At 72.7% G+C, this 16,201-nt stretch carries 15 protein-coding genes; 9 read left to right on the top strand and 6 right to left on the bottom strand.

Translation table 11 applies throughout. The annotated features are described in order from the left end of the window. The first annotated feature begins 2 nt into the window (after window positions 1–2). Entirely contained in the window at window positions 3–905 is a 903-nt protein-coding gene (locus SM611_RS22670; RefSeq protein WP_371951889.1) for a WD40 repeat domain-containing protein, read from the top strand. Window positions 906–943: 38 nt separating this feature from the next. On the opposite strand, the gene SM611_RS22675 is transcribed toward SM611_RS22670, so the two are convergent. After that, window positions 944–1,345 (bottom strand): PPOX class F420-dependent oxidoreductase, encoded by a 402-nt coding sequence (locus tag SM611_RS22675; RefSeq protein WP_371951890.1) that lies wholly within the window; start codon window positions 1,343–1,345, stop codon window positions 944–946. Between the two features lie 152 nt (window positions 1,346–1,497). Here SM611_RS22675 and SM611_RS22680 point away from each other — a divergent pair, with 152 nt between their 5' ends. From SM611_RS22680 to SM611_RS22690, 3 genes are read left to right on the top strand one after another with little or no spacing between them, the layout of a single operon-like run. Further along, complete coding sequence (locus tag SM611_RS22680) at window positions 1,498–3,210, top strand: MFS transporter (RefSeq protein ID WP_371951891.1); 1,713 nt, start codon at window positions 1,498–1,500, stop codon at window positions 3,208–3,210. A 38-nt stretch (window positions 3,211–3,248) separates the two neighbouring features. Next, window positions 3,249–3,737: an ABC transporter permease gene (locus SM611_RS22685; protein WP_371952159.1), complete on the top strand. Its 489-nt coding sequence runs from the start codon at window positions 3,249–3,251 to the stop codon at window positions 3,735–3,737. Then, window positions 3,734–4,486, top strand: a complete 753-nt coding sequence (locus tag SM611_RS22690; protein ID WP_371951892.1) for an SDR family NAD(P)-dependent oxidoreductase — start codon at window positions 3,734–3,736, stop codon at window positions 4,484–4,486. Before SM611_RS22685 ends, SM611_RS22690 begins: the two co-directional genes overlap by 4 nt. A 7-nt stretch (window positions 4,487–4,493) precedes the next feature. Here the strand turns inward: SM611_RS22690 and SM611_RS22695 are convergent, their stop codons facing one another. Both SM611_RS22695 and SM611_RS22700 read right to left on the bottom strand, forming a co-directional pair. Next, the gene (locus tag SM611_RS22695; RefSeq protein WP_371951893.1) at window positions 4,494–5,480 is read right to left on the bottom strand and encodes a hypothetical protein; all 987 of its coding nucleotides are present in this window, start codon (window positions 5,478–5,480) and stop codon (window positions 4,494–4,496) included. A 126-nt stretch (window positions 5,481–5,606) separates the two neighbouring features. Continuing rightward, window positions 5,607–6,722: a DUF2637 domain-containing protein gene (locus tag SM611_RS22700; protein ID WP_371951894.1), complete on the bottom strand. Its 1,116-nt coding sequence runs from the start codon at window positions 6,720–6,722 to the stop codon at window positions 5,607–5,609. 583 nt (window positions 6,723–7,305) lie between these two features. Between SM611_RS22700 and SM611_RS22705 the strand changes: the two genes are divergently transcribed. The 5 genes from SM611_RS22705 (at window position 7,306) to SM611_RS22725 (ending at window position 11,634) form a co-directional block, all read left to right on the top strand. Beyond that, window positions 7,306–7,836 (top strand): helix-turn-helix domain-containing protein, encoded by a 531-nt coding sequence (locus SM611_RS22705; RefSeq protein WP_371951895.1) that lies wholly within the window; start codon window positions 7,306–7,308, stop codon window positions 7,834–7,836. A 178-nt stretch (window positions 7,837–8,014) separates the two neighbouring features. Beyond that, window positions 8,015–9,340 (top strand): erythromycin esterase family protein, encoded by a 1,326-nt coding sequence (locus tag SM611_RS22710; RefSeq protein WP_371951896.1) that lies wholly within the window; start codon window positions 8,015–8,017, stop codon window positions 9,338–9,340. A gap of 24 nt (window positions 9,341–9,364) precedes the next feature. Then, complete coding sequence (locus tag SM611_RS22715; protein WP_371951897.1) at window positions 9,365–10,153, top strand: DUF427 domain-containing protein; 789 nt, start codon at window positions 9,365–9,367, stop codon at window positions 10,151–10,153. 143 nt (window positions 10,154–10,296) lie between these two features. After that, complete coding sequence (locus SM611_RS22720; protein WP_371951898.1) at window positions 10,297–11,001, top strand: Crp/Fnr family transcriptional regulator; 705 nt, start codon at window positions 10,297–10,299, stop codon at window positions 10,999–11,001. 75 nt (window positions 11,002–11,076) lie between these two features. Next, window positions 11,077–11,634, top strand: a complete 558-nt coding sequence (locus tag SM611_RS22725; RefSeq protein ID WP_371951899.1) for a TetR/AcrR family transcriptional regulator — start codon at window positions 11,077–11,079, stop codon at window positions 11,632–11,634. A 14-nt stretch (window positions 11,635–11,648) separates the two neighbouring features. Here SM611_RS22725 and qcrB read toward each other — a convergent pair whose 3' ends face one another. From qcrB to SM611_RS22740, 3 genes are all read right to left on the bottom strand, one after another. After that, window positions 11,649–13,268 (bottom strand): cytochrome bc1 complex cytochrome b subunit, encoded by a 1,620-nt coding sequence (gene qcrB / locus SM611_RS22730; protein ID WP_371951900.1) that lies wholly within the window; start codon window positions 13,266–13,268, stop codon window positions 11,649–11,651. Between the two features lie 218 nt (window positions 13,269–13,486). Beyond that, window positions 13,487–14,116, bottom strand: coding sequence for a hypothetical protein (locus SM611_RS22735; protein WP_371951901.1), 630 nt, complete (start codon window positions 14,114–14,116; stop codon window positions 13,487–13,489). 197 nt (window positions 14,117–14,313) lie between these two features. Beyond that, window positions 14,314–16,194 carry a carbohydrate-binding module family 20 domain-containing protein gene (locus SM611_RS22740; RefSeq protein ID WP_371951902.1) on the bottom strand — a complete coding sequence of 627 codons (1,881 nt, stop codon included), beginning with the start codon at window positions 16,192–16,194 and terminating at the stop codon, window positions 14,314–14,316. Window positions 16,195–16,201 lie beyond the last annotated feature (7 nt).

A 16,201-nucleotide genomic window follows, 5' to 3' on the forward strand; every position in this document is an offset into this window, starting at 1 on the left:
AGGTGAGCGCTTTGGAGCCGGCCGGACGGCCACGGCCGGTGGACGCGGTCGAACCGCCGTCGCCGTCCGCCGGTGAAGCACGGGAAATCCTCGCGGGCCCCAAGGGAACGTTCGTCGTGGTCGCCTTCCGGAAAGGGCCGTGCGAATCACGGTTCTACCGCTTCCGGCTCACCGGGGACGGCCGTGTGGAAGGCATGGAGCCGCTCCGCCGGGAACCCGTTCCCGCCCCCGTCGCCGGTCTGGCCATCAGCCCGGACGGCGACCGGCTCGCCTACACGACGGCCCCCTGCGCGAGCGGCGCCCGGCGGGCCGCCGAGCCGCGCGCCACCGTGACCGTCTCCGACCTCGGTTCCGGCCGCCGCCGGACCTGGAGCACCGCCGCCCCGTCCGTCATCGGCGAGATCGCCTGGGCGGGCGACGGCCGCACGCTCGGCTACGCCGTCAGCGACGTCCGTCCGGACGACTCTTCCGGTTCCGGCGTCCCGCCAGGGCAGATGTACGCGCCCATCGGACGCGGGCTCGGCAGCGTCACCGTTCACGCGCTCGACACGCGTGCGCGGGGGACCGACCTGCGCGCGGGCCGTGTGCTGTTCCGCGGGCCGGCCGATTCCGGGTCGGTCACCACCGCCGTGATGAATCCGGACGGCCGGACCGGCTACGGCGTGATGAGGACGACGCGGCCGCCGAGCACCGTCCTCTTCTCCTTTTCGGAGGGCGAGCCGATGCGCGTCACCACGACCATTCCGCAAAAGCCGAACACCCTGATGGCCATCGCGTTCATGAATGACGACGGGCCGCGCCACGCATGCTTGAACGGTCTCGACGCCTTCGGCCGGGTGATCGATGGCGGCTTCCTGGGGAACAGCGACGGCGCCGCCTCCTGCGGCCCCGCCTACGCCTACTGAACCGGAGAAGGGCGAGATCCGGTCGCGGGCGGCGGCGCTCAGAGGTTCCCGAGGGCGCGGGTCGCGGTGATCTCGATGACGACCCGGTTCGGGTTGGGGCGCGGGGGCTTGTAGCGCGCGGTGTAGCGGTGTTCGGCGTCGGCCACGGAGGCCGGGTCCGTCCGCACGACCGCGCGGCCTTCGACGGTGGCCCAGCGGCGGCCGTCGACCTGCGTGACGGCGACGGGGAGGCCCGCCTCGCCGGCGGCGCGGACGTGCCGCGCCTTCGCCGAGCCCGACGAGGTGATCACGCGGACGGTGCCGCCGTCCAGGGTGGCGCCGACCGGGACGGAGTGCGGGGTGCCGTCGGCGCGGACGGTCACAAGGGTGCAGATGTGGCGCTCGCGAAAGAACGCGACGAGGCGCTCGTCGTCCAGGTCCAGCCTGTGTTTGCCGTTCACCGGCCGGATCCTAGAGGGCGGCGGGCTCGGCGCCGAGCGCGGGGGACGGCACGGGCGCGGGGTGACCCGTACGACCCCTTTTCCGGGCTGGCGAAGGAAGCCGGGCCTATGATTAGTTAGCGGAAGAAACTATCTGCCGGGGGTGGGGTGGCATGCCGTCCAAGCACTATCCGTGGGTCGCGCTGAGCAATACGACGCTCGGCATGCTGCTGGCCACGGTCAACTCCTCGATCGTGATCATTTCGCTGCCGGCGATCTTCCGCGGCATCCGGCTGAATCCGCTCGAACCGGGCAATGTGAGCTACCTGCTGTGGATCCTGATGGGCTACATGCTCGTCTCGGCGGTGCTGGTGGTGACGCTCGGCCGGCTCGGGGACATGTTCGGGCGCGTCCGCATGTACAACGCCGGGTTCGCGGTGTTCACGGTCGGGACGCTCGTCCTGGCGCTCGATCCGCTGCAGGGGAGCGCCGGGGCGATCTGGCTCATCGGCTGGCGGGTCTTCCAAGGGATCGGCGGCGCCATGCTGATGGCGAACTCGGCCGCGATCCTCACCGACGCGTTCCCGGCGCACCGGCGCGGCATGGCGATGGGCGTCAACCAGGTCGCCGGGATCGCCGGGACGTTCATCGGCCTGGTCGCGGGCGGGCTGCTCAGCGAGATCAACTGGCGGCTGGTGTTCTTCGCGTCCGCGCCCATCGGGATCGCCGGGACGATCTGGGCCTACCGCAGCCTGGTCGAGACCGCGACGAGGGCGGTCGGCGCGAGGATCGACTGGCTGGGCAACGTCACGTTCGCGGTCGGGCTGACCGCGCTGCTCGCCGCGACCACCTACGGCATCCAGCCGTACGGCGGCCACGACATGGGCTGGACGAACCCCTGGGTGCTCGGCGGGATGATCGGCGGCATCGCCGTGCTGGGGCTGTTCTGCTGGATCGAGACCAGGGTGGAGCAGCCGATGTTCCATCTCGGGCTGTTCCGCATCCGGGCGTTCACGGCCGGCAACGCGGCCGGGCTGCTCGCCGCGATCTCGCGCGGCGGGATGCAGTTCATGCTGATCATCTGGCTGCAGGGCATCTGGCTGCCGCTGCACGGCTACGACTACGAGGACACGCCGCTGTGGGCGGGCATCTACCTGCTCCCGCTCACCGCCGGCTTCCTGGTCGCGGGGCCGGTCTCCGGGCACTTGTCCGACCGGCACGGCGCCCGCGCGTTCGCCTCCGGCGGGCTGGTGCTGTCGGCGCTGGCGTTCGCCGGGCTGCTGCTCATCCCGACCGACTTCGGCTACACCACGTTCGCGCTGCTGATCTTCCTCAACGGCGTCGGCTCCGGGCTGTTCGCGGCGCCCAACACCACCGCGATCATGAACTCCGTCCCGGCGGACCGGCGCGGCGTCGCGTCCGGCATGCGCTCCACCTTCATGAACGCCGGCATGGTGCTGTCGATCGGGGTGTTCTTCTCGCTGATGATCGCGGGCCTGTCCGACACGCTGCCGAAGACCCTGACGCAGGGGCTGACGCAGCACGGCGTCCCGGCGGGGCCGGCGACGCGGGTCGGCGAACTGCCGCCGGTCGGCACGCTGTTCGCCGCGTTCCTCGGCTACAACCCGATCCAGAACCTGCTCGCGCCGTTCCACGTGCTCGGCGGGCTCGCGCCGGACGACGTGGCGACCCTCACCGGCCGGTCGTACTTCCCGCACCTGATCTCCGAGCCGTTCCACCACGGCCTGGTCATCGTGTTCAGCATGGCGATCGCGATGTCGCTGGTCGCGGCACTGGTGTCGCTGATGCGCGGCCGCCGGTACGTGCACGACGACGAGGTCCCCCACGAGCCCGCGCCGCGGCGGGCCGCACGGGACGCCGCCTAGACCCGCCCGGAGCCCCCGCCCGCGCCGCCGTCCCGCCGATCACCTACGGGATCCCCCTCGCGACCGTCCTGTACAAGGTGCACCTGGCGGGAACGATGACGGGCGTCGTGGCGGCGAACCTCGTCCCGGCGCTGCCGTTCGTCGTCCTCGTGATGACGCCGTTCGTGGAGCAGATCGACGCGAACGTGGAGTCGGCGGCGCGGATGTGCGGCGCCCGGACCCGGCAGGTGTTCACCCGGGTGCTGGTCCCGCTGCTGCTGCCCGGCATCCTCGCCGCCGGCATCCTGGTGCTGGTCCGCACCGTCGCCATGTTCGAACTGACGTTCCTGGTGGCGGACGCCGACAGCCAGACCCTGATCGTCGCGCTGTACAGCGCCGCGTTCACGCCGGGCATCCGCGCGGCGCAGGCCATCGGCGCGATGGCCGTGATCTACATGGCGCTGTCGGCGGTCCTGCTGGTCGTCGCGCTGATGTTCGTCAACCCGAGGCAGATCGTCGCCCAGGTGAGGGAGGCTCCGGCCGAATGAGCGCTGTCACGTTCGACTACACGGGGGAGCGGGTGCTGGTGACCGGCGCCGCGGGGCTGATCGGCCGCGCGCTGGTGCACCGGTTCGCCGGCGCGGGCGCCGACGTGCTCGCCGTGGACGTGGACGCCGACGGCCTCAAGGTCTTCGACGCCGTCCCGCGGGTGGCGCCGATGCGCGGCGACCTCGCCCGGGAGGAGGTGGCCGACGCCGTCTTCGCCAGGATCCGCGGGGACGGCGGCCTGGACGTGCTCGTCAACAACGCCGCGATGACCGACGTGCGCACCCCGCTCATCGACATCGGCGCCCGCCTGTGGGACGCGGTCATCCCCGCCAACCTGCGTTCGGCGTACCTGCTGTCGGTGCGCGCCGCCCGGCTCTGGCGGGACGCCGGGCGGGGCGGCGCGATCGTCAGCCTGTCGTCGCCGGGCGGCTCCCGCGCCCACGAGGACCAGAGCGCCTACGACGTGACGAAGGCGGGCATCGAGGCGCTCAGCCGGGCGATCGCCGTGGAGCTCGGCGGCCTCGGCATCCGCGCGAACTGCATCGCCCCCGCCAGCGTCGTCGGTGAGGTGCGGCCCGCCACCGACATCCCGGCGGGCCGCACCACCGCGCCGGAGGAGGTCGCGGACGCGGCGCTCTACCTGGCGTCCCCGACGGCGCGGCTCAACGGGCACGTCCTGCATGTGGACGGCGGCCTGCACGCCCGCCTGCGGACCGACCCGTCCCAGGAGCGGCAGCCCGACCCGTAGGGCCGGTCTAGGACGGGCACGGCTCCGCCGACGCGGGCGGTTCCCCGGGCGCCGCCGGCGTCGGCGTGCGCCGGCTCGGGGCGCGCGTGGGCAGGCCCGGTCCCGCGCGGCGGGTGTTGTGCGCCTTCATCACCGACTGGAGATCCGGGAGGCCGCCCCCGCCGTCGGCGTCGGACAGCGCCGGGCACGCCCAGGCGTCCTGCCGTCCCCACGAGTAGCTGATGTCGAACGCGGGCCGCGGGACGAGCCGGTCCCACCGGCCGAGGATGGACCGGAGCTGCCGCTCGCCCGGCAGCCGCCAGTTCCGCTCGCCGTCGTTGCAGGACTGCCCGAACGTCTGGAACACCGGGACGATCATCCGTCGGGGGAACCCGGCGCGGGCGGCCTGCCCGACCATCGAGTCGATCGCCTTCAGGTCGCAGGTCTCGCGGTCCGTCCGGCACGGGTACGGGTCGAGGCCGATGAGGTCGAGATGGGTCTCGGACGGCTTGAGCGGGCGCATCGGCCAGTCGGTCAGCGACGCGAACGCCTTCTGCCCGGGCGCGTACCGGTGGACGATGTCGGCCCGTTTCCGGATCTTGGCGGCGATGTCGGGGCATTCGTCCGGGTTCGGTTCGTCGGACAGGTACCAGCCGTACACGCGGTCGTTCCCCGCGAACCGCCGCACCGTGTCGGCGAACGCGGAGGTGCTCTCCTGCTGGAAGCCGCCGCAGGTGGTGTTCCCGACCCACAGCAGGGCCCGGCCGCCCGCGGGCAGGGAGGCGATCTCGTCCGCGTCCGGGTCGACGTCGAACAGGTCGTAGCCGAGTGCGGCGGCCTGGGCGCGGTCGCCGGCCGGCATGTTCAGGGCGAGGTGGAGCGTTCCGCTCGCGAGGGCCGCCGCCGGCCCGGCGGAGGCGTCGCCCGCCGACGGGGCGACCAGGTATCCGGTGAGGGCTCCGCCGAGGGCGGCCACGGCGGCCACGGCGGCGAGATGGGTTCGCATCGAGGGCATCGGCTCTCCCGGCGTCGCTGGTGCGCCCAGCGTCGCACGAACGGAGCGTGATCGCGTCGATACGGCGAAGACCGGCCGCCCGCAATGGCGCGGGCGGCCGGTCCGGAAAATCGGGTGCCTGGCGGGTCAGACCCGCCAGGACTGGACGAGCGCGTCCAGCGTGACCTGGTCGTAGACGATGCCCTGCGAGGTCAGCTCCCGGGCCACCAGCTCGCCGTCACCGTGGTGCTTGGCCAGCAGCCGGTACACCGCGTACGGGAACCAGTGGTTGTCGCTGATCCGCTGGATCTCGGCCTCGTCGCAGGTGTAGCCCTGGGCCCGGACCTCGGCGTACGTCGCGGCGACGTCGCCGTGCCGCCGTTCGAGGATGTCGATGACGAGGCTGCGCAGGTTCTCCGGGGACGGCGCGTTCGGCGCGGGCGCCTCGGCGGCGCGGCCGTAGGAGCTGCGGCCGTTGAGGCTTCCGGCGGAGGCGGCGGCGCTGACGACGGCCAGTTCCGGCTCGGGCTCGGGCGCCGGGGCCGGGGCCGGGGCGGGCGCGGCGGCCTGGGCGGACGCGCCCGCGGCCGCCTTCGGGGCCGCTCCGGCGTCGGCCTTGCCCTCGGCCGCGGCCTGCCCCGCCGGCTGCTCCGCCGACGTGCCGGACTCGATCGCCTTGCCTGAGTGGCCGGGGACCTGGATCTGCGGGAACGGCCCGGTGTTCCGCAGCGGCATCAGCGTGATCTGGTTCAGCGTGACGGGCCCGGCGATGGCGCGCGTCTGCGGCTCCGGCGCCTTCGCCTCCTCTTCCTCGGCCTTCTGCGACACGTACCGGTGCAGGGTGCGCAGCAGGACGAACAGGCCGAGCATCGACACGATCGGCGGGACGGCTGCGGTCGCCTGGTAGGAGAACGTCTTGTGGCCGACGTGGCCGACGTTGAAGATGAGGCTGGCCGTCCACCCGGCGAGCGCGATGGTCAGCGGCAGGCAGAAGTCGAGCCAGCTCATCAGGGCCCGGCGCTTGATGACGAAGGCGTCGATGGCCAGCAGGAAGAGGCCGAGTTCCCCGACGATGATGAACAGGTCGACCAGCAGGGGGAACGATTCGGCCTTCCAGCCCCGCAGGCCGTGCTCCAGCGCCCAGTGGTAGAGACCGGCATAGGATTGGGCGAAGCCGCCGGCGGTGGCGGTCAGGACCGCGGCCGCCATGAAGGCGATGGCCCCCCACCGTGTGATGACCTGTGCCCGGTTGGCAGCGCTCATGCGGCGTGTGCTCCCAGATTTCTTTACTCGACCAAGAGTGATCGGTGGGAGACTATCCATTCCCTTGGCGTTTCGTGGCCGATTCGCATTACGTCTCGGTCGCATTTCAGGAGGATGTCGGGCGACCCAGGCATATGGGAGCGACGTGCGCGTGTCCCCGCCGGCGCCCCTGCCGCGGGCTTCGGCCTTGGCGTCGATCTGTCCGGGTGTATGCCGGACAGCGACCGTGCGCGATTGTCCGACTGAATCGTCCCATTGCAGCCTTGTCGTGAGGTCCACGTAACGTATATCCGTAATTGTCTTAATTGTCGCGAGAGTCGAAGTTCGGGCCCCGCCGGCACCGTGGTCGGGTCTTCGTCACCGCCGTCGCGCTTCGGTGCCGGAGCGAGCCGCCGGTGGACGGTGGTCCTGTGGTGGCCGCCGCGCCGCCGCTCTCGTGCGGCATGGGCGGTTCCGTCTTCGGCGGCGAGTGCCAAAGCGCGCCGGATGCCTCGTGCCGACTCGCTCATTGACCTTCCCGACGGCCCGTAGAAGCCTGGCGAGTGGCGTCCGAGAGCCCCGCCCCGCCGACCGGAGGAGCGTCATGCCCACGCTCGTTGAGACCTCGGACCACCCTGCCCCCGACCAGGCCGGCCGTCGGCGGTCCCTGATCACCCCGGCGTCCGGGCCGTGCCACGTCCGGCCGCGGCGGCCCGCAGGCTCCGGCACCCGGCCGTCCGGCCGGGCCCTCCGCCCGGTCGACGACCCGTCCGACGCCCGTGTCGGCGGCGCGGAGACGCTGCGCGCGATCCAGGAGTGGATCGAGGCGCGGCTGCACGATCCGGCGCTGTGCCCGGCCGCGATCGCCGCGGCGCACCACATCTCCGTCCGGCAGTTGTACCGGGTGTTCCGGCCGGCCGGGACGACGGTCGCCCGCTACGTCCGCGCGCGGCGCCTGGAGAACTGCCGCCGCGAGCTGGCCGACCCGTTCCTCGGCGCGCAGCGGATCGGCGCGATCGCCGGCCGCTGGGGCCTCCCGGACGCCGCCGCGTTCAGCCGGGCGTTCCGGGCCGCGTACGGCCAGACTCCGACGGCCTACCGCGCCCGCGCCGCCGGCCTCGGCCGCCCCGCCTGACCGGGCCGCGAATAGTGCCGGGAAATGCCTGGTTCGTCTGCATCGATCCCCGGATCGGGGGAACGCGGGGAGGACGACGGAAAAGGGGGGACGTCGTCATGCCACGACCGGGAGACCACGGGTACGGCGCCGGCCAGGAGGGCGGCGAGCACGCCGGCGCGGAGCGGAGGGGGACGCGGTGAGCCCCGTGGCGCGCCACGGCGGGCCCGACGCCGAGGACGTGCTCGGCGCGGCGCTGCCGCTGGAGTACGAGGACGACCTGAACCCGCTCATGGACCGGATCGGGGACGCCCGCTGCGTGCTGATCGGCGAGGCCAGCCACGGCACGCACGAGTACTACGCGTGGCGGGCCGCGCTGACCCGCCGGCTGATCGCCGAGCGCGGGTTCTCGTTCGTCGCGGTCGAGGGCGACTGGCCGGACTGCCGGCGGGTCGGCCGCTCCGTGACGCTCGCGCCCGGCGCGCCGGCGGACCCGCGGGACGCCCTGGAGGGCTACGACCGCTGGCCGACGTGGATGTGGGCCAACGAGGAGACCGCCGGGTTCTGCCGCTGGCTGCGCGCCCGCAACGCGGAAGTGCCGTCCCGCGAGCGCGTCGGCTTCTACGGCCTGGACGTCTACAGCCTGTGGGAGTCGCTCCGCGCGGTCGTCGACCATCTGGCCGAGCACCGCCCGGAGTACCTGGACACGGCGCTGGAGGCCTACCGCTGCTTCGAGCCGTACGGCGAGGACCCGCAGTCGTACGGCCGGAACGCCTCGCTGGTCCCGGACGGGTGCGCCGAGGAGGTCCTCGCGCTGCTGGCCGGGCTGCGCCGGCAGGAGCCGCGCACCGTCCACGACCCGGTGGAGGAGTTCGAGGCGCGGCAGAACGCCGAGGTGGCGGTGGGCGCCGAACGGTACTACCGCGCCATGATCGGCGGCGGGCCGGACTCGTGGAACATCCGCGACGTCCACATGGCCGACACGCTCGACCGGCTCATGGACTTCCACGAGTCGGAGCGGGGACGGGCCAAGGCGGTCGTGTGGGCGCACAACACGCATGTCGGCGACGCGCGGGCGACCGACATGGCCGACGCCGGCATGGTCAACCTCGGCCAGCTCGCCCGCGAGCGGCGGGGCCGGGACGGCGTCGTCCTGGTCGGGTTCGCGGGCGGTCCGGGCGAGGTGGTCGCGGCGCCGCGCTGGGGCGACCCGATGGAGGTCATGCAGGTCCCGCCGCCGGTCCGGGGGTCGCTGGAGGAGGTGCTGGCCGAGTCCGACCTGCACCGGGGGATGTTCATCGTGCCGCCGGAGCCGGACATGCCGTCCTTCCTGACCCGGATGCTCGGGCACCGCGCGATCGGCGTCGTGTACGACCCCGACCGCGACCGGCGCCAGTACGTGCCGACCCGGCTCGCCGACCGCTATGACGCGCTGTGCTGGTTCCGGATCACGTCCGCGCTCGCTCCGCTTCACCTGGAGGCGGCGCGCCGTGGTGAACTGGAGACGATGCCGACCGGCGTGTGACGACCGGAGTGTAAGGAGACGCCCATGTCCTTGACCATGCGGCCGGGGCCGCTCGCGGGCTCGCCAGGTGACGAGGTCAACTTCACCATCGACGGGCCGAAGCACCGGCTGTTCATGCACCGGTTCCCGCGCCGCGTCCACGCGTGGTTCGCGGGCGAGGTCGTCCTGGACACCGAGCGCGGGCAGTTCCTGCATGAGACCGGCCTGCTGCCCGTCCTGTACGTCCCGGAGGAGGACGTGCGGACCGACCTGCTGGTGAGGACCGACCACACGACGCACTGCCCGTTCAAGGGAGACGCCGCGTACTGGACGATCCAGGCCGGCGGGCGCGAGGCGGAGAACGCGGTGTGGGCGTACCCGGAGCCGAAGCCCGAGGCGGCGTGGCTGCGCGGGCTGATGGCCTTCTACTGGAAGCCGATGGACGCCTGGTACGACGAGGACGAGGAGGTCCACGGCCATCTGCGCGACCCGTTCCACCGCGTCGACGTGCGGCGCGCGCGCCGGCACGTCCGGGTGCTGCGGGACGGGGAGGTCGTCGCGGAGACCGAGCATCCGCTCGTGCTCTCGGAGACCGGGCTGCCCAACCGGTACTACATCCCGGCCGAGGACGTCCGGCACGACCTGCTGACGAGGAGCCGGACGCACACCGTCTGCCCCTACAAGGGCGAGGCGACCTACTGGTCGCTGGAGGGGGCCGACGACGTCGGCTGGTCCTACGAGGAGCCGTTGGAGGACGCGACCAAGATCGCCCGCTATCTGAGCTTCGACCATGAGGCCCTGACCGTCGAGTCGCAGCCGCCGCCCGGCGCCTGACCGACGCCTTTTCCGGGGCCGGGCCGAGCGCGGCCCGACCCCGTGTTCTCGCGGTGCCCAAGAGGCGGTGTTCCGGTTTACAGTTCGGATGACCGTGGGCAGTGAAAAGGGCAAGAGCGACGGCGGGCGAAGGAGACGGGCTGTTGGCAGCGTACGCGGCGTCCTTCCCGCAGCCGAGGTTCTGGACCGCGCTCGACCCCGCGCAGCAGTCCGCGCTGCGCGACGCGGCGCGCCCCCGGCAGTTCCCGGTGAAGGCGCCCCTCGTGTACCAGGGCGACGAGTCCGACCACGTCATCATCATCGAGCGCGGCTGGGCGAAGGTCACCTCGTCCACGGCGGACGGCCACGACGTGGTGCTGGCCGTCCGCGGCCCCGGCGACCTGATCGCCGAGAGCGCGGTGCTCGGCGGCCGGCCGCGGGCCGCGACCGTGACCGCGCTGTCGCCGATCCGCGCGCTGGTCGTGCCCGCCGCCCGCTTCACCGGGTTCCTGGACGAGCACCCGGACGTGTGGATGCTCGTCACCGGGACCTTCGTCCAGCGCATGGACGACTCCGACCGGCGGCTCACCGCGCACGTCACGAGCCGCGGCCCGCAGCGCCTCGCCGCGCTGCTGACCGACCTCGCCGAGATGTCGGCCCACCACGTCCCGCCCGCGCCGGACGGGTCGATCGAGATCGGCCCGCCGCTGTCGCAGGAGGAGCTGGGCAGCTGGATGGACGCGTCCCGGGAGACCGTCGCGCGCGCCCTCAACGGCCTGCGCCGCGAGGGGCTGATCCGCACCGGCTGGCGCCGGATCACCGTGGTCGACCTGCCCCGCCTCCGCGAGTTCGGCAAGGAGAACGACTGACGCGCGGACGACCGGCGCCCGGACGACCGGCGCGCGGACGGCGGGCCGGGCGGCCCCCGCACTAGGATTCGCGGGATGAGCGGCGACGGCTACCACCACGGTGACCTCCGGCGGACGATCATGGAGGCGGCCGTCGCGGCGACCGCCGAGTCGGGCCCGGCCGGGTGGAGCCTGCGCGAACTGGCCCGGCGCGCCGGGGTGTCGCACGCCGCGCCCGCCCACCACTTCGGCGACAAGACGGGCCTGCTGACCGCCGTCGCCGCCGAAGGGTACGCCCTGTTCGCGGACGCCCTGGAGGCGGCCGGCGGCGGCCTGCACGCGGTGGGCCTCGCCTATGTCCGGTTCGCCGTCACCCACCGGGCGCACTTCGAGGTGATGTTCAGCCCCGGCCTCTACCGCGCGGACGACCCCGACCTCGCCGCGGCCCGCGCCCGCGCGGGCCGGGTGCTCGCCGAGGGCGTCCGGGACGCCGCGCCGGGCGGCCCCGAGCACGACCGGACGCGCGGCATCGCCGCCTGGTCGATCGTGCACGGGTTCGCGCACCTGTGGCTCAGCGGCGCGCTGCCGCCCGACCTGGGCGACGACCCCGTGGCGGTCGCCGCCCCGGTGATCGGGCACCTCTTCAAGGGCTGACCGCCCGCCCGGCGTCAGGTGGGGGCCTTCTCGTCGATCGCGGGGCGGTCGCCGCCGGAGTCGGGACGGGGGCGTTCGGGGACGACGGCCAGGTCCGCCCGGAACCGGCGGTTGAGCGCGGCGCGGAGCCGGCCCGCGGCGGTGCGGCCGCGCGGGCTGTCGATCCCGTCGACGGGCGGCGGGACGTCCAGGTCGACGGCGACGGCCGGGCGCGGGTCGGTGATCGCGGCGATCGCCTCGTCCGGCAGGTGCCGCTCGACCTCGCCGAACCCGCCGTCCGGCGACCGGCGGATGATCCCCGTCTCCAGCCCGTGCCGGACCAGGCCGAGGTCGCGGCGCTGCAGGCCGACGCAGATCCGGTAGGCAACGATGTAGCCGAGCACCGGCCCGAGGACGATCAGGAACCGGAAGAACCAGGTCGTCCAGAACAGCGGGACGTCGAACCGGTGCGCGAGGACGTCGTTGCCGCCCGCGAGCCACAGCGTCCCGTAGAAGACCATGCCGCCGACGCCGATGCCCGTCCGGGCGGGGACGTCGCGGGGCCGGTCCAGCAGGTGGTGGATGCGGTGGTCGCCGGTCACCCAGCGTTCCAGGAACGGGTAGGCGGCGAGGCCGGTGAACAGCACCCCGGGGACGACGAGCGCCGGGACGAGCACGCTCAGCGGCACCGAGTGGCCCCACGCGGTGACCTCCCAGGCCGGCATGATCCGCAGCGCGCCCTCCAGCCAGCCCATGTACCAGTCGGGCTGCGAGCCGGAGCTGATCGCGCCCGGGTCGTACGGGCCGAACAGCCAGACCGGGTTGATCTGGACGAACGCCGCCAGCAGCGTCGTCACGCCCAGCACCCACAGGAACAGGGACGTGGTCTTGGCGATGAACACCGGGAAGAACGGGTAGCCGCGGACGGTCGTGTTCGTGCTGCCCTTGCCGGGGAACTGCGTGTGCGTCTGCCGCCAGGTCAGCACGATGGCGTGCAGCGGGATGAGCGCCGCCAGCAGGCCGGGGATCAGCAGCACGTGGATGATGTACAGGCGCGGGATGATGGCGGTCCCCGGGTACTCCCCGCCGAACAGGAACATCACCAGGTAGGAGCCGACGAGCGGGATGCCCGCGGTGACGCCCTCCAGGATGCGCAGGCCCGTGCCGGACAGCAGGTCGTCCGGCAGCGAGTACCCGAACAGCCCGTTGAACATGACGAGGACGAACATGGCGACGCCGATCAGCCAGTTCAGCTCGCGGGGCTTGCGGAACGCGCCGCTGAAGAAGTTCCGCAGCAGGTGGACGAGGATCGCGCCCATGAAGATGAGCGTCGACCAGTGGTGGATCTGCCGGACGAGCAGCCCGCCCCGCACGTCGAAGCTGATCTTGAGTGTGGAGGCGTACGCCTCGCTCATCTCGACGCCCTTCAGCTTCGTGTAGGAGCCGTCGTAGACGACCTCGTGCATGCTCGGCGAGAAGAACAGCGTGAGGTACACCCCGGTCAGCAGGATGATCACGAAGGAGTACATCGCGATCTCGCCGACCAGGAAGCTCCACTGGTCCGGGAACGCCTTGCGCAGCGCCCTGCGGGCGAACCCGGTGGTGCCGAGCCGCTCGTCCAGCGCCCGCGCCGAGGCGTCCGTGAGTCCGGCCATCGTCTGCATCCCTTCGTCGCGAGAATCCGGCATGTCGCGCTTCTGTGGATGAGACTGAACGAGACGGGCAAATGTGACATCGCCTGCTGTGCATCGCGTCACAGCGGCGGGGGCGGCGGACACCTCAGCGGGGGTCGGCCCAGGGGCGGGCGCCTCAGCGGGCGGGCCCTTCAATGGGCGGGCCGTTCGGCAGGCGGGCCCTTCAGCAGGCGGGCCCTTCAGTAGGCGGGCACGGCCAGGTGGCTGCGGCGCCGGTAGCGCGGGCGCCAGGTGAACCGGTAGCACAGCCGGATCGGCGGCGGCAGCAGCCGCAGCACGGCGCGGCGGGTGGGCTCCGGGGCGTCGTCCAGCAGCCACGGCAGGAAGACCCCGAGCCCCCGGACGCCCAGCTCGCGGCGGAACTCCACGTCGAAGGTGCCCCACTCGTAGGGCGTCAGCGTCTCCTGGATCAGCGGCAGGACGTTCGACTCCTTGAAGTCCAGGACGGCGTCCAGGGAGGCGCGCAGCTCCCGCGCGTAGTGGGCGAACATGAGGCGGTCATGGAGCTCCAGGGCCGTGTCCACGCCGTCGATCAGCGGGACGACGCGGAGCGTCCGCACCGCGAGGGAGTCGAGGACGGCGCCGACCCGGCCCGGCGCGTCGGCGTCCTTGGCGTACATGACCGTCCACAGGGCCCGCTTCTCGGCGTTGTCCTGGAGCCGCCAGTGCGAGGTGAACAGGGACCAGCTGTTGGCGAGGGCCGCTCCCGCGGGCAGGGGCGCGGCCTCCAGCCGGGCCGCGTCGCGGCGGAACGCGTCGTACGCGGCGTAGAGCATCGTCAGGTCGTGCTTTCTGGCCACGCTTTCCATGCCGCCTCCCCGCCCTCCGCGCCGGTGCCGCCACAGAGGTAGACGCGCCGGGCACCTCTGAACGTGACGCGATCTGGAGTCTGACTTCTGTGACCTGCCCCACGTCGGTGGAAATATGCGGTGGGGTATGCGGTGGGGGAGGACGGGCGCGGAGGGCCGGCCTCCGCACACGAGGAGGCCGGCCCTGGGGGAGCGGGCTATCTCCAGGTGTCGTTGGCGGTGTGGGTGGACGTTCCGGTCGTGTAACCGCGGTTCGCGCTGTTCTCCCAGGTGACGGCGCCCGCGTCGGTCTTCTTGATGTACTTGTACTCGATCCTGGTGTTGGCGGGCAGGGTGACCGTGCCGCTCCAGGTCGGGTAGCCGGCCGAGGAGAGCTGGACGGCCTTGGACGTGTCCCACGAGCCGAGCGCCGGGATGTCGCCGACGACGTAGACGCTCGTCCCCCAGGTCGTGGCGGCGTGGACGTTGAACGCGTCCGAGACGCTCGCGGGCCTCGTGGGGGTGGTGGTGGAGGTCGGCGTCGCGCCCGCCCTGGCGTTCACGTGGATCGCGACCGCGCCGTGCGCGGGGATGGTCACGGTCGCGCTGCCGCCGGACACCGAGACCGCCGTCCCCGCGCACCCGTTCTCGCCGAGGCCGCCGGTGATGACGTCGCAGTAGACGCCGTCCGCGAGCCCGGTCCGGTAGGACGCCGTGGACGGGCCGGACGAGTCGTTCAGCCCGATCCAGCCCTTCGAGCCGCGGCTGAACCCGATGACGTCGCCGGCGGTGGCGGTGAAGTCGGACACCGTCGTGGCGGACGCGGTCGCGTTGCGCCAGCCGACCATGCCCTTCATCCCGGTCGACCGCGTGAGGCACTGCCAGCCGCTCGCGCAGTCGGCGTCCGTCACGAAGCCGCCTGCGTTCGCGGGCGGCGACTGCCCGGCGGACGACCAGGCGAACCCGTCGTAGACCGCCGGCCTCCCGTACGGGTAGGCCAGCAGGAAGTAGTTGGCCAGCACGTAGTCGGAGCCGTTCTTGTAGGTGAGCGTCGACCCGTCCCGCTCGGTGTCGTGGTTGGTGACCATCGCGTACGTCTGGCCGCTGCCCGCGTCCAGCGACCACGACGGGATGCCCGACAGGTTCGCCAGCGTCCCGTTCTGGAACTGCGCCTTCAGGCCCTGCGCGTAGGCGAAGCCGAGCACGTCGCCGTTCGCCGTGAACGCGGCCGGCCTCAACTCGGAGTTGCTCGCGCCCGGAAAGACCTCCTGCGCGATGTAGGGCGCCTTGCCCTCGGCGGTCGTGGTGCGGAGCATCCCCTTGATGGCGGCGAAGTCGCTCTGCGCGATGTGCTTGGCGGCGTCGATCCGGAACCCGTCCACGCCGAGGCCGATGAGGTCGTTGAGGTAGCCGGCGATCTTCTCGCGGACGTCGCCCGCCTGGGTCTTGAGGTCCGACAGCGCCACCAGCTCGCAGTTCTGCACCTCCGAGGTGTTGTTCCAGTCGTCGATGCCCGCGTCGTCGTCGTTGCAGTAGCCGTCATTGGCGTGGTGGAAGTCGCCGTAGGCGTACGGGACGGCCGGGTAGGAGAACCCGGGGGGATCGAACGTCGAGCCGCCGTAGGTGGTGTCGACCGTGTTGTTGCGGCCCGCCATGTGGTTGATGACGGCGTCGACGTAGACGCGGACGCCCGCGCCATGGCAGGCAGTGACCATGGCGGCGAACTGGGCGCGGGTGCCGAGCCGGCTGGTGAGGCCGTAGGAGACGGGCTGGTAGACCTCCCACCACGGGTGCGCGCCTTCGCTCGTACTGGCGAGGCTGACCGACTCGGCGGGCGGTGCGACCTGGACGGCGCCGTACCCGGCGGGCCCGAGGTGGCCGGTGCAGGCCGCCGCGACCGACGGCCAGTTCCATTCCCAGAGGTTGGCGGTGACGTCGCCGCCGTTGAGGGAGGCGGCGGCGCGGGCGGGGGAGCCGGGGAGCAGTGCGGCGGCGGGCGCCGGCCCGCCGAGCACGAGCGCGCCGGCGGCGAGCAGCGCCCGGCGGCGCGGGGGTCGTGTGCGGGGGGCGGGTGCGCGTTGCGCGTCGTTGGCTGGCATTGCGGCG

It is taken from the genome of Actinomadura monticuli, assembly GCF_041463655.1.
GTDB classification, from domain to species: Bacteria; Actinomycetota; Actinomycetes; order Streptosporangiales; family Streptosporangiaceae; genus Spirillospora; species Spirillospora monticuli.